This window comes from Granulicella paludicola (genome assembly GCF_025685545.1).
In the GTDB taxonomy this organism is placed as follows: Bacteria; Acidobacteriota; Terriglobia; order Terriglobales; family Acidobacteriaceae; genus Granulicella; species Granulicella paludicola.
Map to the genome: position 1 here is coordinate 85,256 of NZ_JAGSYC010000022.1, position 22,527 is coordinate 107,782.

Annotated in this window: 18 protein-coding genes and 1 pseudogene; 17 read left to right on the plus strand and 2 right to left on the minus strand. The window is 60.1% G+C overall.

Annotation, left to right across the window (positions count from 1 at the left end; all coding sequences use genetic code 11):
- The first annotated feature begins 91 nt into the window (after nt 1-91).
- The 13 genes and pseudogenes from OHL14_RS06460 (at nt 92) to OHL14_RS06520 (ending at nt 14,958) form a co-directional block, all read left to right on the plus strand.
- A complete protein-coding gene (locus tag OHL14_RS06460; protein ID WP_263378512.1) occupies nt 92-1,507 on the plus strand; it encodes a sigma-54-dependent transcriptional regulator in 1,416 nt (471 codons plus the stop codon).
- A 185-nt stretch (nt 1,508-1,692) separates the two neighbouring features.
- Nucleotides 1,693-2,175 (plus strand): hypothetical protein, encoded by a 483-nt coding sequence (locus OHL14_RS06465; protein WP_263378513.1) that lies wholly within the window; start codon nt 1,693-1,695, stop codon nt 2,173-2,175.
- Between the two features lie 376 nt (nt 2,176-2,551).
- Nucleotides 2,552-3,541 (plus strand): tagatose 1,6-diphosphate aldolase, encoded by a 990-nt coding sequence (locus OHL14_RS06470; protein ID WP_263378514.1) that lies wholly within the window; start codon nt 2,552-2,554, stop codon nt 3,539-3,541.
- Between the two features lie 137 nt (nt 3,542-3,678).
- A complete protein-coding gene (locus OHL14_RS06475; RefSeq protein WP_263378515.1) occupies nt 3,679-4,986 on the plus strand; it encodes a BamA/TamA family outer membrane protein in 1,308 nt (435 codons plus the stop codon).
- Nucleotides 4,987-5,030: 44 nt separating this feature from the next.
- On the plus strand, nt 5,031-7,811 hold the full coding sequence (locus tag OHL14_RS06480) for a POTRA domain-containing protein (RefSeq protein WP_263378516.1): 2,781 nt from the start codon (nt 5,031-5,033) through the stop codon (nt 7,809-7,811).
- Between the two features lie 145 nt (nt 7,812-7,956).
- Nucleotides 7,957-9,113, plus strand: a pseudogene (locus tag OHL14_RS06485) (acyltransferase family protein).
- Between the two features lie 77 nt (nt 9,114-9,190).
- On the plus strand, nt 9,191-9,553 hold the full coding sequence (locus OHL14_RS06490; protein ID WP_263378518.1) for a DUF503 domain-containing protein: 363 nt from the start codon (nt 9,191-9,193) through the stop codon (nt 9,551-9,553).
- Nucleotides 9,554-9,626: 73 nt separating this feature from the next.
- On the plus strand, nt 9,627-10,106 hold the full coding sequence (gene rbfA, locus OHL14_RS06495; RefSeq protein WP_263378519.1) for a 30S ribosome-binding factor RbfA: 480 nt from the start codon (nt 9,627-9,629) through the stop codon (nt 10,104-10,106).
- Between the two features lie 116 nt (nt 10,107-10,222).
- A complete protein-coding gene (locus OHL14_RS06500) occupies nt 10,223-11,251 on the plus strand; it encodes a DHH family phosphoesterase (RefSeq protein WP_263378520.1) in 1,029 nt (342 codons plus the stop codon).
- A gap of 61 nt (nt 11,252-11,312) precedes the next feature.
- Complete coding sequence (locus OHL14_RS06505; RefSeq protein ID WP_317890397.1) at nt 11,313-13,184, plus strand: ArnT family glycosyltransferase; 1,872 nt, start codon at nt 11,313-11,315, stop codon at nt 13,182-13,184.
- Nucleotides 13,185-13,270: 86 nt separating this feature from the next.
- Complete coding sequence (locus OHL14_RS06510; protein WP_263378521.1) at nt 13,271-14,266, plus strand: GNAT family N-acetyltransferase; 996 nt, start codon at nt 13,271-13,273, stop codon at nt 14,264-14,266.
- Nucleotides 14,267-14,308: 42 nt separating this feature from the next.
- Nucleotides 14,309-14,734 carry an MGMT family protein gene (locus tag OHL14_RS06515; RefSeq protein WP_263378522.1) on the plus strand — a complete coding sequence of 142 codons (426 nt, stop codon included), beginning with the start codon at nt 14,309-14,311 and terminating at the stop codon, nt 14,732-14,734.
- Nucleotides 14,731-14,958, plus strand: coding sequence for a GNAT family N-acetyltransferase (locus OHL14_RS06520; RefSeq protein ID WP_263378523.1), 228 nt, complete (start codon nt 14,731-14,733; stop codon nt 14,956-14,958). Before OHL14_RS06515 ends, OHL14_RS06520 begins: the two co-directional genes overlap by 4 nt.
- Before the next feature lie 52 nt (nt 14,959-15,010).
- Here OHL14_RS06520 and guaB read toward each other — a convergent pair whose 3' ends face one another.
- Entirely contained in the window at nt 15,011-16,531 is a 1,521-nt protein-coding gene (gene guaB, locus OHL14_RS06525) for an IMP dehydrogenase (protein WP_263378688.1), read from the minus strand.
- Nucleotides 16,532-16,728: 197 nt separating this feature from the next.
- Here guaB and OHL14_RS06530 point away from each other — a divergent pair, with 197 nt between their 5' ends.
- From OHL14_RS06530 to OHL14_RS06545, 4 genes are all read left to right on the plus strand, one after another.
- Nucleotides 16,729-19,167, plus strand: a complete 2,439-nt coding sequence (locus tag OHL14_RS06530) for a S9 family peptidase (RefSeq protein WP_263378524.1) — start codon at nt 16,729-16,731, stop codon at nt 19,165-19,167.
- A gap of 92 nt (nt 19,168-19,259) precedes the next feature.
- On the plus strand, nt 19,260-20,261 hold the full coding sequence (locus OHL14_RS06535; protein ID WP_263378525.1) for a TIGR03435 family protein: 1,002 nt from the start codon (nt 19,260-19,262) through the stop codon (nt 20,259-20,261).
- A gap of 102 nt (nt 20,262-20,363) precedes the next feature.
- Entirely contained in the window at nt 20,364-20,870 is a 507-nt protein-coding gene (locus OHL14_RS06540) for a phage tail protein (protein WP_263378527.1), read from the plus strand.
- Nucleotides 20,871-20,930: 60 nt separating this feature from the next.
- On the plus strand, nt 20,931-22,004 hold the full coding sequence (locus OHL14_RS06545) for an SMP-30/gluconolactonase/LRE family protein (RefSeq protein ID WP_263378528.1): 1,074 nt from the start codon (nt 20,931-20,933) through the stop codon (nt 22,002-22,004).
- A gap of 144 nt (nt 22,005-22,148) precedes the next feature.
- Here the strand turns inward: OHL14_RS06545 and OHL14_RS06550 are convergent, their stop codons facing one another.
- Complete coding sequence (locus OHL14_RS06550; RefSeq protein WP_263378529.1) at nt 22,149-22,523, minus strand: hypothetical protein; 375 nt, start codon at nt 22,521-22,523, stop codon at nt 22,149-22,151.
- Nucleotides 22,524-22,527 lie beyond the last annotated feature (4 nt).

A 22,527-nucleotide genomic window follows, 5' to 3' on the forward strand; every position in this document is an offset into this window, starting at 1 on the left:
CGGGCCGGCTCTTGTGCCCGCGGGCAAGCCAGGGCCGATACGCACCATGTCGAGCCCGAGCACGAACTCCCAGGAAAGCAGGCTTCCGCAGATGCACCTGCTCATCGTGGACGACGATGCTCCGGTGCGCCACGCGTGTGCGGAGATCGCCACGTCGCTTGGTTTTGTGGTGCTGATAGCGGACTCGGTGCCTTCGGCGCGAGCTGTGCTGGAGCGCAGCCCGATCGACCTGATCCTGCTGGATTTGAAACTGCCGGGGGGCGGCGGCCTGACATTGCTGGAGGAGGTGCGTTCGAAGGCACCCGACACAGTGGTGGTGGTGATGACGGCGTTCGCTACGGTGAACTCGGCCGTGGAGGCGATGCGAATCGGCGCGGGCGACTACCTGACCAAGCCGTTTTCTCTGGAAGAGCTATCAACGGTACTGGAGCGCGCGGCGCACCGCCGGGCCTTCGATGCGGAGTCTCGCTCGCTGCGAGAGCGGTTACGCAGCGGGCGCGGGATGGGCAATCTGATCGGCAGCTCGCCGGCGATGGAGAAGCTGTACCGCATTCTTTCGAAGGTCGCGAGCACGACGCATCCGGTGCTGTTGGTGGGCGAGCCGGGGACTGGCAAGGAGCTGGTCGCGCGCACGATCCACGGCAACGGACCCAGCGCAGACAAGCCGTTTATAACGGTCGATTGCGCGTCCGTGGTGCCTTCGCAGATCGAGGCAGAGCTGTTCGGTTATGTAAAGGGCGCGCTGCCGACAGCGACCCGGAACAAGACCGGCCTCCTGGCAGCAGCCGAGGGTGGAACGGTGTTTCTGGATGAGATTGCAGACCTGCCGCTGGAGTTGCAGACGCGTCTGCTACGTGCTCTGCAGGATCGCGAGGTACGGCCGATTGGCGGTACTTCGAGCTCTCCGATCAATGTGCGGATTCTGGCCGCGACGAATCGCGATCTGAGCGGCATGGTGGAGACCGGGCGCTTTCGTAAGGATCTGTACTTCCGGTTGAATGTGGTGAATCTGCTGATCCCGCCGCTGCGGGATCGCAAGCCGGACATCCCGCTGCTGGCGGCGCATGTGCTGGACCGAATTCGCCGCGATAATGGTCTGGCTTACACTTTTGCCGACGACGCGCTGCACCTGCTGATGGAGTACGACTGGCCGGGCAACATTCGGGAGTTGGAGCACGCGATCGAGCGTGCTTGCGCGCTTTCTAGCGGGCCGGTGCTGCACCTTGGCGACTTTCCGACACAACTGCAGGACCATCGCAACCATCAGCATCGCGCGCATGAGGAGGTCAGCGAGGCGCCAGTACCGGCCGCACGGATCGGATCGCCGCATACGCCGACCGAACCACATGTGGTGCTTTCGATTGCGGAGCTGGAGAAGCAGGCCATCATCAACACAATTCGCGAGCTGAAGGGCGACAAGCTGATGGCGGCGCGACTACTCGGGATCGGCAAAACGACGCTGTATCGCAAGCTGAAGGAATACGGCTTAAGCGACGAGATGCTGTAGCTGATCGCAAGTTGTACTATCGCGGCTGCAAGTTTAGGCACAACAACTGCGTAAGTGATTTTCATCCACCGGGCCTTGAACGTAGGACTAAACCCCAGCGATTTGTATTGAAGCCAAGAGTTAACGATTCGGTTACACCCTTGTTCGACTGCACGATCTGCCTGAGTTCCACGGAGAGACACGTTATGACGATTATTCTGCTGATTGCTGCGGAGGCGACAGCTGTGCCCGTGGCTGCCGCGCTGCGTGAGCAACTATCGGTTGAGGTACAGACTGTTCCCAACCGGCGGTCGGCGGTGGCCAATTTACGCCGCCACGACTACTCACTGATTGTCATGGAAGAGAGCCTGAGCAACCTGGACCCGGAGGCTGCAGACCAACTGTATAAAGCGGCGGCGGGTGCTCTGCTGCTGGAGGTAAACTTCGGCCTGTCGAATACGCAGCGCATTGTGCGGCAGGTAAGGGCGGCGCTGACGCGGCGGGCCCTTGATCGCGCTCAGGCACGTTCGGCGGCAGCGGTGGCGCTGACCAACGAACTGAATTCGGCACTGGCGGGACTGTTGCTGGAGTCGCAGCTCGCGCTGCGCGAGGCAACACCGGCGCAACGGCCGAAGTTGTTGCATGTGGTGGAACTGGCGGCGGATTTGCGGGATCGGCTGAGGGCATAAGGACAGAGATTCAGGAATAGAGCGTGCGTGTCGCCTCGTACCTCGGAGACGCGCAGCAGGGTGTGTACGCCCGCACTGCTCAGGTTGCTGCGACAAATACGGGGCTTCTCCACTCGGAATCACGAAGAAACGGAGAGGCTTCGGTCGCAATAACCGACAACAGGGGTGTGACCGTAAAGCGAGTCCCTCGCTACTCTCATGATGCTCTGGGCGTGATGACAAGGGTGGGGAGTGGGAGTGAAGCGCACCGACGCTTTGGATTCACTGCTCCCTGTTCTGTCCTGCTTCCCTCTGCCCTGCTCCCTGCGCCCTATTTAGTACAATCAGCAGCGAAGGCTGTTCTCACCGTGGCCGAAACATATTCGAAGGGGAAACAATGAAGCTAACACCAGGAAAGCTCGCTGGCCTGAAGGCCGTGTCCGACGCGCGCAATGTGATCGCAGCAGCTGCAATGGACCAGCGTGGTTCACTGCAGAAGTCCCTCGCCAAGGAGCGCGGAGCGGAGGCCACCGGCAAGGACCTTGAGATCTTCAAGAGCCTGGTGACGGATGTTTTGACGCAGCACGCTTCGGCGATTCTGCTGGACCCGGAGTTCGGTCTTCCTGCCTCGCATGAGCGCCATGGCAAGGGCCTTCTGCTGGCGTATGAGAAGACTGGCTACGATGCGAATACCCCCGGACGCCTGCCCGACCTGCTGGATGTGTGGAGCGTGCGCCGCTTGAAGGAAGCAGGTGCGGACTGCCTGAAGATTCTGCTCTACTACACCCCGCTTGAGAAGCCAGAGATCAACGAGATCAAGCACGCCTGGATCGAGCGGATTGGCGATGAGTGCCGCTCGCTCGACATTCCGTTCTTCCTGGAGTTTGTCGGGTACGACGAGAACGGAGCGGATGAAAAGTCCGTGGCTTATGCAAAGAAGAAGCCTTCGGTCGTAGCGGGCGCGATGAAAGAGTTTTCAATGGACCGTTACGGCGTGGATGTGCTGAAGGTCGAGGTGCCGATCGTGATGGAGTTTGTCGAAGGCACGAAGGCGTTCAAGGGCGAGGCGGCGTACACCCGCGAGGAAGCGCTCGGGCTGTTCCGCTCGGTGGGCGAGTCAACAGAGAAGCCCTTCATCTACCTTTCAGCGGGCGTGTCCAACCCGGTGTTCATCGAGACGCTGGAGCTGGCGGGCGAATCCGGTGTAGCCTTCAACGGCGTGCTGTGCGGCAGAGCAACGTGGAAGGACGGCATCCCGATTTATGCAAAGCAGGGCGAGGCTGCCTTCCGTGAGTGGCTGGAGACGGTGGGCGTCGAGAACATTGAGAACGTGAACAAGGCCCTGCAGGCGGCGACGCCGTGGACGAGCAAGGTGCAGAGCGCATAAAACGTAAGTTCCAAACACCATCAAGCCCCGCTCGCGATTCCTTCGCAGGCGGGGCTTTTTACTGAAACGGGAAACGTTACCCTGATTAGCGACTTCGGTCTGCTGGCGTTGGGTCGTCCATCGTTTAACCTCAGCCCATGGCAGTACCCCGGGCCCCCTTTGTGTTGATTCTGTTGCTGAGTTGGCTGCATGCGAATGCGCAAAAGCTGACGTTTGCGGCTGCGGAGCCCTACACAGAACAGCAGCTAGAGAGAGCGATGGGGGTGCGGGACGGAGAGCAGCTGAACGATGCTGCGGTGCGCGCCGCCTCGGCGCAGTTGAGCGAGACGGGGCTGTTCGACCTGGTGGCCGCAACGGCGGTGAACGATGGCAGCGAGATTCGATATACGCTGAAAACGGTGCCCGAGAACCGCCTGCTGACTCCCAGCTTTGCTAATTTTGTTTGGTTCACACCGGAAGAAATAGATCGCGAGCTGCGGGCGCGGGTGCCGCTTTATCGCGGTCTGGTGCCAGCGAGTGGAACGTTGGCCGATGGGGTGCAGGCGGTATTAGAGCAGATGCTAAGCGAACGTGGCGTGACGGCCACGGTGAGGCACACAGTAATCGAGCCAACGACGGCGCATCCGCTGCGCGTGATGAGCTTCCGCATTTATCAGCCGGAGGTGCTGCTAACGATACCTCGACTGAGCGGTATCGAGGAGTTGCAGCAGGGGCAGCAGAGTGCGGTGACCGATGCACTGGCTCGGCTGGCAGGAAGGCCCTATGTTGAGGGGGCGAGCGGGGTGACATTGCAGGAGTCTTTGCTAGGGCCGGTGCGCGATTTGGGGTACGTGGCGGCGAGGGTCGAGAACCTGCAGCGGACGGTGCGACCTTCGGCGATGGGGTATGAGGTGACGGTGACGGGCAGGCTGGTGCCGGGGGCGATATACACGCTGGGAGAGCTGATGTGGGCACCGACCCCGGCATACTCAGTGGCGGACTTTCAGTACGATCTGGACCAGCATCCGAAGGAGACGCTGCGGCCCGGAGCGGTGGCGAGCCAGCGGGCACTGGTGTACACCGAACTGCAGGTCGCGAATGTATACCATCTGCTGGGGTACATGGATGCCTACCTCGGCGTGATCGAGGAACGCGACGACGGGGCGCACACGGTCACGTATAAGCTGCGGGTTGTGCCGGGCGAACAATACCGTGTACGCCAGATACGCCTGAACGGCGCCCCGAGCGCAGTGGTGCTGGACTACAACACGAGCTGGACCATGCGGCAGGGCGATCTATACAACCCACTATATCTAGACAACTGGGTGAAGATGCACACGGAGCGGCATCAGTTCGACGGATACAGCATCCGGTACTTTGCGGCGACCGATGTTGACGCGCACCGGGTGGACCTGACGGTTACCTTCGTTTCTAAAACGCAGCCACAGGGAGGCTCTACCCCTTAATTGCCATTGCAAACGGAGAGAGTAGACCGTACCCTTGGCAAATCATGAGCTTCAACGTTCGACTGAAATCTGCCTTCGGCCCTGCGTGCCTCTTCGCGGCCCTGCTAGCCTTGCCGCGATTTGCGGGTTCCCAGAGTGCGACCCAGGTGCATCCGATTACGGGTCTGCCACTGCCTCCAGAGGATGGGCGACCGGCGACGCGGCTGGTGCCTGCGGCGATTCCTGGAACGACGAAGGCAACGGTGAAGTCTGCGCCAGCGGCGAAGCCCGTCGTGAAGACGGCGGCAACGCACACGTCAGAGAAGAAGTCGAAAAAGACAAAGCACGGACACCCGGTTAAGGCTGCGCCAGCTCCTGCAGTGGAGACGGCGGCAGCACCGCCTGCTCCGGCGGTGGCAGAGGAACCTGAGGCGGCAACTGTGTCCGCACCCAGACAGCAGGCGCATAAGTCGGCATCGCACAAAGGACATCACGGCAAGCACGACGCCGCCAATAAGGCGAAGCATGAGCCAGCCAAGCCAAAGCATCACGCGGTGAAGGCCGCGCAAGACGTTGCGAAGACGGAGCCACAGGTTGCCGCCGCGCCGATCGACAATACGGTACATCCGATCCGGCTGCCGTTGCCGCCGGACGAAGAGCCGGAGACGGTCGCAGTGGCTCCCAAGCCTGCGGTGACACCGAAGGTGGAGACGCCAAAACCAGCCGTCGAGGCGAAGCATGATGCGGTGAAGCCAGTTCCGGTGATGAAGCCAGCGGAGGTGAAACCCGCTCCTGCGACAGTGGCGAAGGTCGAGGCTCCGAAGGCTTCAGAGCCGAAGCACGAGGTACCGTCGACCGTGGCGCCGAAGATTGCTATGAAAGCGCCGGAGGCGGTGACGGAGCCCAAGCATGAGGTAAGAAAGCCCGAGGCTGTGCCTGCCCCTGCCACAGTGGCGAAGGTGGAGGCTCCAAAGGCTTCAGAGCCGAAGCACGAGGTACCGGCGACCGTAGCGACTGCGCCGAAGATTGCTGCGAAAGAGCCGGAAGCCGTGACGGAGCCCAAGCATGAGTTGCCAGCTCCCGTGACGGCGTCCGTTCCTGTGACGAAGGCCGTTGCCCCGACGGTCGTGAAGCCCGAAGCAGAAGTACCGAAACCCTCTGCTGTTATTGAGAATAAGCCTACGAGTCGGCCGCCGGTGACATCGGTTGAGGTGCCGACGGCGAAGGCTACAGCTCCGAGCGTGGTTGCGCCCAAGAGTGTGGTGGTCCCGAGCTCGGTGGTTCCCGACGAGATGTTGTCGAAACCTGTCCCGGCTGCACCAGCAACGACACCGAAACCTGCAAAGCCGTTACCGACGCTGAAACCGCGGACGACGGGTTCAGCCACAGTCGTGACGCCGCCTGCGGGAACTCCATCTGCGGCTGCGGCGGCCGCCGCAACCGGAACGGTAAGTTCTTCCGTGGTCGCGGCTCCCCCCATCCTTGCGCCACACGCTGTCGTTGCTGCGCCGCCAGTGATCGCACCGTCGCGAGCGGGTGCATCCGTGGTGGCCCCGCCAAAAGCGGTAGTGCCGAGTGCTGCGCCCGCACCGGCGGCGGCGATACCAGATGCATCTGCGCCACCACCTCCGCCTCCAGGTACGCTGGGACACATTATTTTTCAGGGCGCGGCGCCGTTCACCGACGCGGAACTAGCTCCTCTGACCGGGCTCACGATTGGGGCTAAGCCAACGAACGAGAGCCTGCAGATCGCCAGCAGCCGCCTGATCGAGACAGGGTTGTTCTCGAACGTGAAGGCGTCGTACGAGACGCCGAATGATATCGGCACGGCCACGTTTACGTTGGAGGCGTTGCCTGCCAGCCAGCTTGCACGTGTAAGTTTTGCGAACTTTGTATGGATGACACCGGCGGAGATCGAAGATACGTTGAGACTGCTGCCGCTGTATCGTGGCGTAGTGCCGATGGGCGGAAACCTGCGCATGGCGGAGTCGATCCAGGCGACACTGGAGGGAGCGCTCTCCGCGCGCGGCGTGCAGGCGACATTGACACATGAACTGATACCGCCGTCACCGCAGCATCCGTATACGGCACTGGAGTTCCGTGTATTGTCGCCGAACGTGGTGCTCGGCAGCGCATCGTTGTTCGACATTCCGCCAGCGCTGGTGAACCGCACGCTGAAGGCACAGGCCGACGCGGTGAAAGTGTCTTACAACGAGGGCATCGCGGGGACCACACTTTCGGACATCCTGCTGGCACCGGCGCGCAACGCCGGGTACATCGGCGCAAGGCTGTGGCACATCGAGCGCAAGCGGCATCCGCTGGGTAAGAACATCGTTTCGGTGGACTACGTGGCGCGCATGGATGCCGGGCCGATCTATACCGTACGGGCGCTGAGCTGGGAGCCCACATCTGTTCTGAGCAAGTCCGAGTTCGATCGGCTTGCTCCCCTGCATGTGGGCCAGACGCCGACGTCGGATGCGGTGGCCGCGACTCAGCAGGTGATTACCGATGCGTACTATGCGCAGGGATACATGGAGGCAAACATCAGCGCGAAGCAGGAGCTGGACACCAAGACTGGCGCGGCGTACTACACGTACAGCGCGGTGGCGGGGCCACAGTATCGCGTTCACCATGTGGAAGTGCGGGGTCTGAACGACGACGCTAAACGCGATTTCGATGCAGCTTGGACGATGAAGCCTGGCGACGTCTACAACGAGGGCTACCTTCTGAATTTCCTCAATGCGCATCAGAACATCACGTCGCTGAAAGGGTACACGTTTACGTACGACCGTTCGACAGCGCCAGATACGCATCAGGTGGATCTGACGCTGACGTTCAAGAAATAGAGAGGAACTGAGGGGCGATGCTTGCGTCAGACAAAAAACGGGGCTCTTCATTTCGCTGATCAAGGCAAGCGATCGCAGTTTGGCGTTAGGGTGACTCAGGACGCCAATGGTTGTGCCATGGTGGCATCGGCTAACATGGCTGAAGATGCCAGCTTCTCCTGCTCGATTGATCGATAAGCCAGCGCATATACCTGCGCTGGATGGGCTGCGGGGGGTCGCGGCACTCTCTGTTGTTGCGTATCACCTGCTCGTAGCTGGTTGGTCGTCGTCCACTACCCTTCACCTCATTCAGAAATTTGTCACGGCAGGTTGGGTCGGCGTGGATCTGTTCTTTGTGCTTTCCGGCTTTTTGATCACTGGCATTCTGGTGCGTTCTCTGGAGGACTCACCCGCGCAGCGTCCTTCGCAGTTCTTTAAAGCCTTTTACAGCCGCCGCGCGCTTCGCATCTTCCCTCTTTACTACGCAGTGCTGCTCTTCGCCATCGCCTTCCCGTATCTGCTTGACTTGCGCTGGAATGGTTTGCAGTGTTGTACCTTGCGGACCTGCAGAACAACATCGTCTTCGCGCATCGATCGACGCGGCTCAACCCAATCGGACATTTGTGGACGCTTGGCCTTGAGGAACAGTTCTACCTTCTGTGGCCACTGCTGGTCTATCGTTGCCGCAACCGTCGTCGCCTTCTCGTGGGCGCACTGCTGGCGTGCGGGGCAACACTCGCTCTGCGCATCTTGCTCTGGTCGCATGGTGTGGGACAGCCCATTATCTCCAACAGCACGCCGTGTCGACTCGATGGCCTGCTCCTTGGTTCATCCCTTGCGCTTGCGCTGAACGGCGGGCTGCTTGCGCAGGCGCGGGCCAGGCTGGTTCAGCTCGCCCTGCCGCTCTGCCTTGGAGCGCTGGCGACGATCCTGCTCATCGGCGTTGCCCGCAACACCTGGGCCTATGAAGACCCGGCCGTTTACACTGTGGGCTATACCCTGCTCGACATCTTCTTCGCCATGCTGATTCTGGTGTCGCTCCAACCTCATACCCGGCTGGGAAGCGTGCTCTCGTTGCCCGCCTTACGCGGCGTAGGACGCTATAGCTATGGCCTTTACGTGTACCACTTACCGATCGCGTACTGGCTTACGGCGCCACTGAGGAAGATCTTCGATGCGCACCACACCAAGCTCTTCGGCGTGTTGATATCCGCTGTCGTGGTGACGACAACTTCCCTGCTGGTGGCGGTTTGCAGCTATCACCTTTTCGAGAAGCGGTTTCTGGGCTGGAAACGGCTGTTCCCATACGCTGCAAGTACGTGAGAGCTCGCGCAGGGTAACAAGAGCGGTGTTTTGGGGATGGGAACTTTCGATGAACCGGGTGCGTCTAAATTGTAAGGATGCCCATAGGAAGCCTTACACTCGAGCTCGGAATCGGGCATGCGCAGTCGCTCAAAGACCGCCGTCAGGTGGTGCGGTCTCTGAAGGAGAGGTTGCGCCATGGGTTCAATGTGTCGGTCGCGGAGCTGGACGACGCGGTGGTGTGGAACCGGGCGACGCTGGGCGTGGTGGCGATCTCGAACTCGGCGGGATACTTGGCCGGGCAGCTGCGCGAGGTCGAAGAGGCCGTGCGCCGGCTGGGGACGGGGCTAGGATGCGAGCTGCTGGACAGTTTCCTGGAGAGCGACGTTCTGTTGGAGATGCCTGCAGATCATGAAGAAAATGACACTGCAGATCCGCTAGATACCAGTGCTACCGGCTGACAACGCGAAATAAGTCGGCGTACGAAGACCTCGCAAGGCAAGCGTGCGGTGATAACCTGAACTGTCGATACTTATGCCAGAACAAAGAGCCAGAACCTACCACCGCGGTCGCGTAGCCAGCACCTTCACCGAAGAGATCACTGCCATGCTTGAAGGCGAGCTCTCCGATCCACGCATCGCTCCGTGCCATGTCACCGAAGTGATCCTAGCCCCCGGCGGGAAGAGTTGCCGTGTGCTGATTGCTGTGACGGGATCAGAAAAAGAAGAAAAGGAGACCCTCGAGGGGCTGATGACGGCGCGCGCGTACATTCGCAGCGAGATTCGATCTCGGATGGGGGTACGTCATGTGCCTGAGCTAACGTTTGCCATCGATCGATCCGAAAAGGTAAATGCGCGCATGGATGAGCTTTTCGGGCGGATGGAGAAGCGCAAGGAGAAAATGGAGAGGCGCGCCACGGCGAAAGATGCGGCCGCGAAAGAAACTGCGGTGCAGGAGATCGCTGTAGACGGAGCTCGCTTGGAAGACACGGAGGCGAAAGATCTCTCCAACTAAATGATGCTTTACCGAAAAATCAAAGAAATCTCGAGTTTTCCACCATCCAGTTATGGCATTTGATACGTAATAAAGCGGGCGGCGTTGCGTAGATGTCCTTTTTGAAGCCTATGACCATGACGAACGAACAGTCGATAACGACACTGCTGGGTTTGATACGGGAGCGCCACAGTTTCGTGGTGACCTCGCACGCGAGACCGGACGGAGACGCGATCGGCTCTGCACTCGGGATGATGCATCTTCTGGAGGCTATGGGTAAGGAGGTCGTGGTCGCGTTTGCGGACCCGATTCCTGAGCCGTTTGATTGCCTTGAGGGTGTCAATCGCATCCTACCGGCACTGCCAGGAAAAGTGCCGGACGCGGCGATCATTCTGGAATGCGACTCGGTGCACAGGACTGGCTTCGCACAGATACCGGCTCGGTTCACGATCAACATCGACCACCATCTAAGCGGTCGTGACTATGCGGATTTCAACTGGATTGATGCGAAGGCCTGCGCCGTAGGAGCACTGGTATACGATGTTGCGCTTGCGGCCGGCGTGCCGATTTCAGCGGCGATGGCGGATTGCCTCTATACCGCCGTGCTTACGGATACAGGCTCATTCAACTATCCGGGCACGAATGCCGCCACCTTCGCCCTGGCTGAGCATCTGGTGCAGTGCGGCACGAATGCGAACCGCATTGCGCAAGCGATGTACTTTTCAAACCCGGTCAGCAAGGTGCGGCTGCTGGGCATGGCCCTCAGCAAGATGGTGATACAGGGTGAAGTGTGCTGGAGCGTTATCTCGCAGGAAGATATGCGGGTTGCGGGGGCGTCCGTGGAGGACTGCGAGGGCGTGGTCAATCACTTGATCGGCATGGCAGGCATCGAGGCGGCGATCCTGTTGCGGCAGCAGCCGGACCTGAACGAGTACCGGCTAAGCCTGCGCAGCAAGGGCATCGGCAAGGTGGATGTGTCGGCGGTAGCGGAGCATTTTGGCGGCGGGGGCCATCGCAATGCCAGCGGCTGCACGCAGTTTGGCACAGCGGCAGACATTACGGAACGGGTGATCCAAGAGGTGGACCATCAACTGAAGCCAGGCAATGGGCCCGCGACGACGACGCCTGCGAGCTCTCACGAAACGTCCTCAAGTCTGTTAGCCTAAGGAACGTTTGTAGGCGACTGGCATTTCCTGCCAGACAGGCTGCGAACCCACACGCTGACTCTTGACGGACACTCCCCAATCCGTAACGCTACCGGCTGCCGACGCCACCGGGTCTAGCTTCACAGGCTCCCGCTCCCCCGCATCCGATGAGGTCGGTCGACCTTCGGGGCCGATGGGTCGGCTGCGCGGCTTTCTGAAAGAGCATTTGGGTGCGGACCTCGGCGAACTTGCCGTGCTGCTGATCTTCAGCGGCTACTTTCTTTTTTATGGTCTTATGCCTTACTTCGGCGGCGATCAGCTGGGACTGGTGGGCGCAGATGAGCCGAGATATGCGCAGATCGCCCGTGAGATGCTGGCAGCGCATACGGACGAATGTAGGGTACTGAACGCCGGCATTATGCCGCACAGCGTACGGCCGGCCGATCTGAAGGCGTCCTACTCCTGCCTCATCAGCGGCACGATTACGCCGATTCTGTATGGCACTCCGTGGCTGGAAAAGCCGGCGCTGTATTACTGGCGCACGATGAGCTTTTACAAGGAGCTCGGCGTCTCCGACTGGTCCGCGCGAATTCCTTCCGCGACCGGCGCTCTTGCGCTGATTATTTTGGCGTTCCTACACTTGCGACGATTCCGACCCGGCGGGCATCTGGACGCCGCTCTCATCATGGTGAGTTGCGTGGCGATCGTGGCCTTTGCGCGAGGGGCTTCCACGGACATGCAGCTCGCCGCGCCGTTCTGCATTGGCATGCTTGGCTGGTACGCCTGGTACGAAACTGGCAAAAAGTTCTGGCTGTTCGATCTCTACTTCTTCAACGCGGCCGCAACACTCGCCAAAGGTCCAGTCGCCCCCTTCATGGCGCTTGCCATCATCTGCCTGTTTCTAGGACTTCGTCGTGAGTGGTCAGCCCTACGTCGAACGATCTGGATTCCCGGCGTCATTCTTTACCTGGCGATGGCTCTGCCCTGGTACATCGCGGTACAGCGCCGCAATCCCACGTTCTTCCGTGAGTTCATCATCGAGCACAACATCGAGCGCTTCGGTTCTGACCTCTATCACCATCATCAGCCCGCTTATTACTACCTTGTCGTTCTGATACTGGGCCTCATGCCATGGACGGTACTCTCCATCCGGGCTCTGATCGATGGTTTCGCCATCTCGATTGCTGAATGGAAAACCCGCTTCAAGCCGCAACGCTATGTCGGCCACATTCGCGCAGGCGATGCCTTCCCCGAGTTCCTGGTCCTGTGGGCGCTTTTTCCTGTCGTCTGGTTCTCGTTTTCCGGCTCTAAGCTTCCCGGCTACATCCTGCCCGCGATCCCGCCGATCTGCATTCTGACCGGCGACTACCTCTTTCGCATTCGGCGCGTCGGCATCCCGATCTGGCTGCGCAATTCGCACGCCGCGGCCACAGGGCTGGTAACGTTCGTGCTACTGCTGTGCCCGCAATACATGGTGTATCAGCGCATCGTGCCTGCGCCGATCGAGTTCGTAAAGGCTACCATCGGCGGTTTCCTCGCAGCGCTGCTGGTCATCTTTGTGGTGAAGCGCAGTGGGGTGAGCCACATCCGAACGGCCACTTTGATCCCGCTGGCTCTGCTGCTGTACTTCCTATTGGGGCGCAATGGGCATCTGTTGGACTTGAACTACTCTGCACGACCGTTGGCCCGGCAGATTGCGCAGGCAGTGCCTGACAGCACACCCGTCGCGCAGTTCGATGTGCGACGCGACATCGTCTACGGGCTTGCCTTCTATCGCAACCGCGAAGTGTTGAACTACAACGTGAGCGGTGTGCCCACCGAGGCCCACATTCTCGTGATCCCAACGCAGCATACCGGCGACCTCGAACACCTGCTCCCCGGACGCCTGTACCAACAGCTATTCCTCTACGAGACGCAAGGACTGTCCGTCTATAAGGTCTATCCCCTCAAATAGACGCGTCGTTCTATCTCACCCCACACAGCACCCCAGGCAGGTCAGCACGTACCGACCGATCCGGAATGCAACAATGCAGAGACGGGATGTCTACGACGCCTAAACTCGAGATTCTCGACCTGCGCCACTTCTCTGCGGCGCAGTTAGGACCTTTGCTGCGCGATGAGGCGGCGCGCTGGCAGCAGCGGCTGCACTGGAACTACGACCAGGCCACGACCATCGTGCTCGATTACCTAGATGGACGTATTCTCCCCGGCTTCGTGGCCGTGGACGCCGATGGCGGGCGTATTTGCGGCTATGCTTTCTGTGTCTTCGAAGGCGCAAAGGCTGTTATCGGCGACATCTATGCCTTCGGTGAGACCGACACGACCAGCAATCCCGTCGGCGAAACCCTGCTGCGCCACATGCTGGAGATGTTACAGGCCACGCCTGGAGTCGACCGGATCGAGTCGCAGCTTCTGATGTATCCTTCCGGGTCGCTGGCAACACCCTTCGAGACGTTCGGCTTTCATTGCCACCCGCGGCTATTTATGTCACGCGACATAGTAGCCATGGAGTCGACGGGGCAGCGGCCGACAGAGGTGTTTCAACATCACGGGTTAACGTTGCAGACCTGGCACCCGATCTTCTACGACGCGGCAGCGGGGCTTATCCATCGGTGCTACGCGGGTCACATGGATTCGACCATCAACGACCAGTACCAGACCTACTATGGAGCCCAACGGTTCCTCCACAATATCATCCGATTTCCTGGCTGCGGGCTGTTCGATGCGGAGAACTCGTTTGTGCTTCGCGATAGCCGCTCGAACGAGATGAAAGCGATTCTGCTCAGCTCGCGCATCCGTTCGGATGTCGCGCATATCACGCAGTTGTGCGTCGCTCCAGCGTTGCGCGGACAAGGCATCGGTCGTGCCTTGCTACAGCATTGCAGCGATACGGGAGCGGCGCGCGGCCTTACCAGCTTGTCCCTCACCGTGACGGAAGCCAATACCGGGGCGCAGAAGCTTTATCGTAACAACGGCTTCGTACCAAAGCATCGTTTCGACGCGATGGTATGGGACAAGTCATTCGGCGCACACTAAGATCGCAAATGCACGTTTCCACAAGGTGAGGCCAGTGGGGAGATGAGAGTGACTCGATATGGCCGTGCGACATCCAGCAATGATTTCGCTCTCAATCAGCTGTCAGCGCAGCGTGTAAAGCGCCATATTCTGCGCGAGGGTGCCAGACCGGAGGAGCAGCGCGATCACGCCTTTCGCCGCATGATCCTGGCCATCCCCGCAGGCAGCGTCAGCACCTACGGAAAGGTCGCGGCAGCGGCTGGGTATCCGCAGTATCACCGTGCCGTGGCACGATTGCTGCGCACGGATCCCCCGGATAGCGTGCCCTGGCACCGCGTCCTCGGCGCAGGCGGAGAGATCAAGCTTCCCGGCGAAGCAGCGCGCGAGCAGCGAGCTCGGCTCAAACTGGAAGGCGTTCGCTTCAAAGGAGATCGCGTGGACATGGACCATCACGAGCACCTCTTCAACACGTGGGAGATCTCCGAGTGAACCGAATCGAACTGGAGCGTGATGATCACACCGGTGTGCTGGACTACACGCTTGACGTCGCGGGGACGCTCTCCATCTGGCATGTCGAGGTACCCGACGCGCTCCGCGGCCAGGGCTTCGGCGGCGAGCTCGTCGAGAAGGCAAGGCAGCTGGCAAACGAGCATCAACTAAAGCTGAACCCTATCTGCACATTCGCGAAACACTACCTCGACCGGCATCAATAGCGAAGCCGCAGTTTTAGGCTGCGGCTTCGCTGGATAAGCTATCTGCGAACGACTACTCAACGTGATAGTTCGGAGCCTCACGGGTGATCACCACATCGTGCACATGGCTCTCGCGCAGGCCAGCACCGGAGATGCGGATGAAGCGAGCCTTCTCCTGCAGCTCTTCGATCGTTGCGCAACCGAGGTAGCCCATGCCGGATTTGAGGCCGCCAACAAGTTGGTAGATCATGGCCTCCAGCGGTCCGCGATGCGGCACGCGGCCCTCGATACCTTCAGGCACGAACTTAGCGAGGCGGTTGCCGCTGTTGGCTTCACGCGACACCACTGAGGTGCGCGATCCGTCGCCGTTCAGATCATCCTTGCCTTGGAAGTAGCGCTCACCCGAGCCTTGCGCCATCGCGCTCAGCGAGCCCATGCCGCGGTAAGCCTTGAAGCTGCGTCCCTGATAGAGGATTGTCTCTCCTGGGCTCTCATCGACACCGGCAAAGAGTGAGCCCATCATGCAGACGCTTGCGCCCGCAGCCATCGCCTTCGTAATGTCGCCGGAGTACTTGATGCCACCGTCCGCAATGATCGAAACACCACTTCCCTTGGCAGCGCGGTACGCCTCGGCAATCGCTGTGATCTGCGGCATACCTGCTCCGGTGACCATGCGCGTGGTGCAGATCGAACCGGGTCCAATGCCTACCTTCACCGCATCGGCACCTGACTCGATCAGCGCCTTCGTACCCTCGTAGGTCGCTACGTTGCCAGCGAAGAGGTCCACATCGGGGAACGCCTTCTTCACCTCACGAACGGCTTCAAGCACGCGCTCGGAATGGCCGTGAGCGGAATCAATGGCGAGGGCATCTACGCGGAACTTCACCAGCTCGGCTGCGCGCTCGAGATAATCGCCTGTGGCACCGATCGCTCCTGCCACTCGCAGGCGTCCCTGTGCATCCTTGCTCGCATTCGGATACTTCAACTTCTTCTGGATGTCCTTGACGGTGATGAGACCCTTCAACTCATAGGCATCGTTCACCACAAGCAATTTCTCGACGCGGTGCTCGTGCAGGATCTCTTCGGCCTGCTCCAACGTGGTGCCGACGGGGACCGTGATGAGATTCTTCTTGGTCATCACATCGGCGATAGGAATGTCTGTACGCGAGACGAAACGCAGATCGCGATTGGTCAGAATGCCGACCAGCTTGCCCTTGGTCGTTACCGGCACACCGCTGATCTTGAAGCGACGCATCACATCGAGTGCGTCAGAGATGGGACGCTCAGGCTCGATGGTGACCGGGTCAACGATCATGCCGCTCTCGGAGCGCTTTACCTTGTCGATCTCGCCTGCCTGCTGCTCGATGGTGAGATTGCGATGCACCACACCCAGTCCGCCCTGCTGGGCAATGGCAATCGCGAGCCGCGATTCGGTTACAGTGTCCATGGCAGCGGACATGAGCGGGGTCGCCAGGGTGATGCGTTTGGTCAGCTGAATCTGGGTGCTTACCTGGGTCGGCACAACTTCGGAATAGGCCGGTACCAGCAGTACGTCATCGAACGTTAAGGCTTCGGGAATATGGCTCTCGATCATAATCATCTATTGTTGCACCATCCCGGCTTAAATTGGATAAACGGGACTCCCCCGCATCCGCCTATCGGCCAGATCAGTGTCCGTTTGAAACTCCGTCGACCCTGTTATCGTTTACTCCTCAGCACCCATACAGCAAACCAGCGAGGCACATCCGCATGAACCCCAGACAGTCTCTGGCAGCAGCATCGTCTTTCGTCATGGTCACAGCGCTTTTCTTTGCAACATCTGGGCTGGCCCAGAACGCGATCGGCTATCAGAAACCGCCCGCTGCTATCGAGCAGCTGTTAGACGCCCCACCAACTCCTTCGGCCTCCGTTTCGCCCAATGGGGCAACATTGCTGATTGCAGAGCCGCAGAGCTTCCCCACGATCGCTGAAGTCGCCCAACCGCGCTACCGGCTCGCTGGCATTCGTTTCAATCCGCGCAACTCCGGTCCCAGCGTCACGGCCGACAGCATCAGCCTGCGCCTGCAGGCCACCTCACCCGGCTCGCCCAAAGCTATTACCGGTCTACCGCTGAACCTCCGTGCGTCCGATGCCTCCTGGTCTCCTGATTCGAAGCACATCGCCTTCGTACAGCGGGCTCCTACAGAGCTGCAGCTGTGGGTGATCGACGTGGCCGCGGCGCACGCTCATCGCGTCGGCCTGGTGAAGCTGAACGCCGTGCTCGGGCGGCCCTGCGTGTGGTTGCCAAACTCCTCCGGCCTCGTCTGCAAAACGATCTCTTCTACCCGCGGATCCGCACCGAAGACCAGCGATGTACCCACCGGCCCTCACATCTCGGAGAATCTCGGCAAGGTGACGCCCGCGCCGACATACGAGGACATGCTCTCGACCCCGGACGACGAGAATATCTTTGAATACTACGCGAGCTCGGAGCTAGCCGAAGTCCCCCTGATCGGCCCCGTCCATGCCCTGCCGGTCAAGGGGCTCATTGCGAGTCTCAGCCTGTCTCCTAACGGCCACTACGCTCTCGCCGGCATCCACCATCGCCCGTTCAGCTATACCGTGCCGTATGAACGCTTCCCGCTGAAGACAGAAATCTTGCCCCTCAAGAGCGGTGGGGCCAAAGTTCTCCACGACGCGCCGGTTATCGACAACCTCCCTATCTCCCGCGATGCTGTCGAACCCGGGCCCCGCGACTACCAGTGGCGCTCCGATGTGCCTGCAACACTCGTGTGGGTCGAGGCTGCAAACGATGGCCTGCCTACTCCCAAGGCACCTGTCGCAGACTACGTAAAAGCCCTGCCCGCGCCTTTCACCGGCGAGCCAACGACCATCCTTGAAGCTCCCTTGCGCCTCGCTCGCGGCTTTGGTGCCGGTCGCAGCATCTCCTGGGGGAATGACCACCTCGCCGTCGCCACCGTCTCGCGCTTCTCCGACCGCAAGTCGATGATCCTCGCCTTCGATCCCTCCACCCCAGGCAAGATCACGACGCTCTACCAAGGCTCTTCGCAGGACCGCTACCGCAACCCGGGGCGTCCTCTTACCGTTACGAATGAGAACGGACATCCGGTTCTGAAGCTCACGCCAGACGGCAGCGCGCTCTACTTCGTCTCCGAAGGCGCCAGTCCGACCGGCGACAAGCCGTTCCTCGCAACGATGCCTCTGGCGGGCGGCAAGGAGACCATTCTTTTCCGATCCGCCGATCCCTACTACATCCAGCCGATCGACCTGCTGCCAGGCGACAGGCTCCTTGTCCGACGAGAATCGCAGATAGAGTCGCCGAATTACTTCATCGCTTCGCTGGCTGCTCCCAGCGAGCCTCTAACTCAGATCACCAGTTTCCCGTCACCCTATGCGGGCATCAATATGCCTTCGCACCAACTGCTACATTACAAACGCGCGGACGGACTGGAGCTCACGGCTACGCTTTGGCTTCCCTACGGCTATGACAAGTCGCAGGGCCCGTTGCCCACGCTCATGGAGGCCTATCCCGCCGAGTTCAAGACCCGAGCTGCCGCTGCACAGGTAGCTGGCTCGACGAATCGATTCCCCACCTTCGGCTGGGGCGGGTCGCCCGTCTACTTCACGCAGATCGGCTATGCCGTGCTTGAGAACGCGGCGATTCCTATCATCGGCGAGGGCGATAAGCAGCCCAACGATACCTACGTTGAGCAACTCGTTGACGGCGCGAAGGCAGGCGTTGAAGCTGGAGTCGCTACCGGCACTGTCGACCGCAGCCGCGTCGCAGTCATGGGCCATAGCTACGGTGCCTTCATGACCGCCAACCTGCTTGCACACACCGACATCTTCCGGGCAGGCATCGCCCGTTCAGGCGCTTACAACCGCACGCTTACTCCCTACGGCTTCCAGAACGAGGAGCGTACCTATTGGCAGGCGACCGAGGTCTACCACGACATGTCGCCCTTCAGTTTCGCCGACAAGATCAAGACACCGATCCTGCTCATCCACGGCGAGGCCGACGACAACACCGGCACCTTCCCCATCCAAAGCGAGCGTTTTTACGCTGCGCTGAAAGGACAGGGAGCGACGGTACGCCTCGTCTTCCTGCCGTTGGAACCTCACCATTACGGGGCGCACGAGAGCCTGCAGCACATGCTTTGGGAGATGGGCCGATGGCTCGACACCTACGTGAAGCCGCAAGCACTACCCACCAACAAGCCGGGCGAGTAGTACTGCCGTGTGGCTGGCGGCCGATCCGTTCGGGGTCGGCCACACGTCCTCGACCAAGGAACTACTTCCTGTCGCGCGGTGTCTAATCACCTATGAAGCGCCTGCTGCTTTCCTTCGCCTGCATGTCCGCCATCTTGGCATCCCCCTCCGCTCCGGCGCAAGGCACTCCTCAATCAGCCCCGATCGCCTTCGACGTGGCTTCGGTCCGCCCCAGCAAGCCCGGTGCTCCACAGAACAACAACGTCCCTCTGGACGCTGGTAACGTCTACGGTGCGGTGAATCCAGACGACGCCCGCAGTGCTGCCGGAGGCCTCTTCATCGCCACGCACCAGGCTCTCTGGCGTTACATCTCGTTTGCCTACAAGCTCTCCGGCACCCAGGAACTTGCGCTGCGGTTCAACATGTTCTCCGGCGCGCCCAAGTCTGGAGCGCCTCTCTGGGTAACGGGCAGCTTCACCGGCGGATCTGACTACTTCGACATCACGGCCCGCGCTCCGGCCGATACCTCCGTCGACCAGATGCGGCTCATGATGCAAGCCCTGCTTGCGGACCGCTTTCACCTGGTAATCCATTACACCTCCGCCGATGCCCCGGTTTCTGCTCTTGTCCTCGTGAAAACCGGTGCCACGGGCCCCCATCTCCAACCACATCCTGCCGCCGATGCCTGCAAGCTTCCCAGATCCGAGAAGCTTGACCCGACTGCGGACGCGACCCCTCACAAGGCAGCTTTTACCTCCTCCGTGGGAGCGCTTCCTCCGCTCTGCGGTTTGATCGCCCATGTACCGTCTGCGGATCCCGGACAGCATTATGGAGGCCGCGCTGTGCCCCTTGCCCTGCTCGCCACCTCCCTGCCCACGATGACGGGGCTTGCTGCTATGCCTCGTCCCGTGGTCGATGAGACTGGCCTCTCAGGGCTCTACGACTTCACCCTGAGCTGGGTGCATGACTCCACACCGGATGACTCTTCGGTTGCTGACAACGTCTCAAACTTCCGTGACGCGCTGAAAAAGCAGCTGGGCGTCACGTTGAAATCCGATCACGCACCGATCGACTTCCTGATCGTCGACCACGTCGAAAAGCCATCAGAGAATTAGAGCGACACGCCTTTACTGTCTGAAGAAGGTGCTCGCGTAGGGACCAGTAATTTCCGGAAAAAATACTGGCGACGCCGAAGCGTAGCGTGTACGCTTTCCGCCATGTCCGAATTCCCTGTCAATCCGCAGCGCTTCGACCTGTACAAAAACTTCAAGTTTCGCGTGAAATGGGATGGCAAGTACGTCGCAGCCATCTGTCGCGTCACAGGACTCAATCGCACCACGGAGGTCATAGAACACCGAGAAGGTGGCGACCCCAGCACCAGTCGTAAGTCGCCAGGCCGCTCCAACTTCGATGCCATCACGCTCGAGCGCGGGCTGACACAGGACACTGCTTTTGAAGACTGGGCGAACCTCGTCTGGAAGTTTGGCGCCGGGCTCGGCTCAGAGTCCTCACTGAATGAGTTCCGCAAGGACATCGTCATCGAACTGTACAACGAGGCCGGTCAGCTAGTCCACGCGTATCACGTCTACCGCTGCTGGCCTTCGTCATACGAGGCGCTGCCGAGCCTCGATGCAAACGGTCCTTCCGTGGCCATCGAAAGCTTAACGCTGCAGAACGAGGGTTGGGTACGCGATACGTCTGTTACCGAGCCACCCCAAACCTGAACCCGTTCGGGTTGAGGCGCAGACGTTGCATCCCTTCGCCGCTACGCATACGCTAAACCTATGCCGTTGAACCTTCCGAACCTGCTACATCCTGTCGCCGACATTCCGCATCTCGACCGCCTTACGCCGCCCTCGGCTATTCCGGGCGGCAGCTTTGAGGTTACAGGGTCATCGCTGGTGAAGGATGGTGTGCTGCCTGAAGCCTTCTTTGGAGAGACACCTGCGTCGCTCGATCTCGCGCGACCCACACGTGCGCGCATCCGCGTGCCAGCCGGGGCTATCTCCTCCGATCTTTTTCTGCGTTATAGATCGCACGGCGACGAGGTCTCGTCCAACATTCTGCACGCCAACATCGGCGTACCCATGGCGGAGGAGTTGCACCTGACCTCGAACCCCGTGGTCGATGCAGAAGGAAATCTTTTTGCCATGGTCTCCGGCCCACGCGGCGAGACCGTACCTGTCTCCATCTATCGCATCGCGCGTGACCTGCAGATCACACCCTTCGTGCGCGGCCTGATGAACGTTTCGGCACTGGCGTTTAACGCCGCGGGGACGCTGTTTGCAAGCTCTCGTTCAGAGGGGACCATCTACCGCGTCACCCCCGATGGCAGCGTGACCACCTTCGCTGAGGGCATGGGTATTGCCACCGGGATCGCCTTCGACGCCAACCACAATTTATATGTCGGCGACCGCTCGGGGACGATCTTCAAACTCTCTCCTGCGGGCGAAATCTTCGTTTTCGCTACGCTGGAACCCTCCGTCGCCTTTTATCACCTGTGCTTCGCGCCGGACGGCAATCTACTTGTAACGGCACCCACAACTAGCTCCAACCAGCCTATTTACTCCATCGATCCCGACGGCAATACAAAGGTGTACTTCAGTGGGTTGGGGCGTCCGCAGGGCATGGCCTTCGATGTCGACGGCAACCTCTATGTGGCGGCTTCGCTACGAGGGGATAGGGGCATCGTTCGCATCTGGAAGTCGCAGACGACTGGCGAGATGCAGGCGGAGTTGATGGTCGCCGGCAACGACCTCGTTGGCCTCTGCTTCCTGGACGATGGTTGTGTCGCTTTAGCCGGGCATACAACGCTTTTTCATGCCGACCTGGGTATCGAAGGCAAGACGCTCATCTAGGAATAAGACGCTACCTTGTTTGACTCTGCAGCTATGAGAGCGGCCACAACTAGGTAGCGGCTTACGACCCTGCTGTGAAACAAAGTCGCATAGCGTCAACACCTCAAACCATGGCAGAGCAGCTTGACGACACTCGCCATCGCTCTAGTTCATCTTATTTCTTTGAATCTTCTCTGCTTCGATATAGTTCAGGCGTACCTGTATCTCCCACACTGCGCGCTGCGCTTTATAAACCCAGTCCTCCGGCTCACCGTCTGGAGGAAAGAGCTGCACACCCAGTTTGTTATCGACCAGATCATCCAGCATCGTGCGGATAGAAAAGACTTCCTGCTTACGCGTCTTACGCTGCATTGAACGGACCACGTAAAAGATGACACCGTGGATTACGGAAACCGCCACTGCGCAGATGGCTGCGGCCTTCCATGGAGAGAGATTATGGAAGAGTGCGAAGATAGACGCGACTACTAATAAGCCCGCCGCCGTAAGGACCAGCTCAATGTATCGCAGAAAACCTTGCATATAC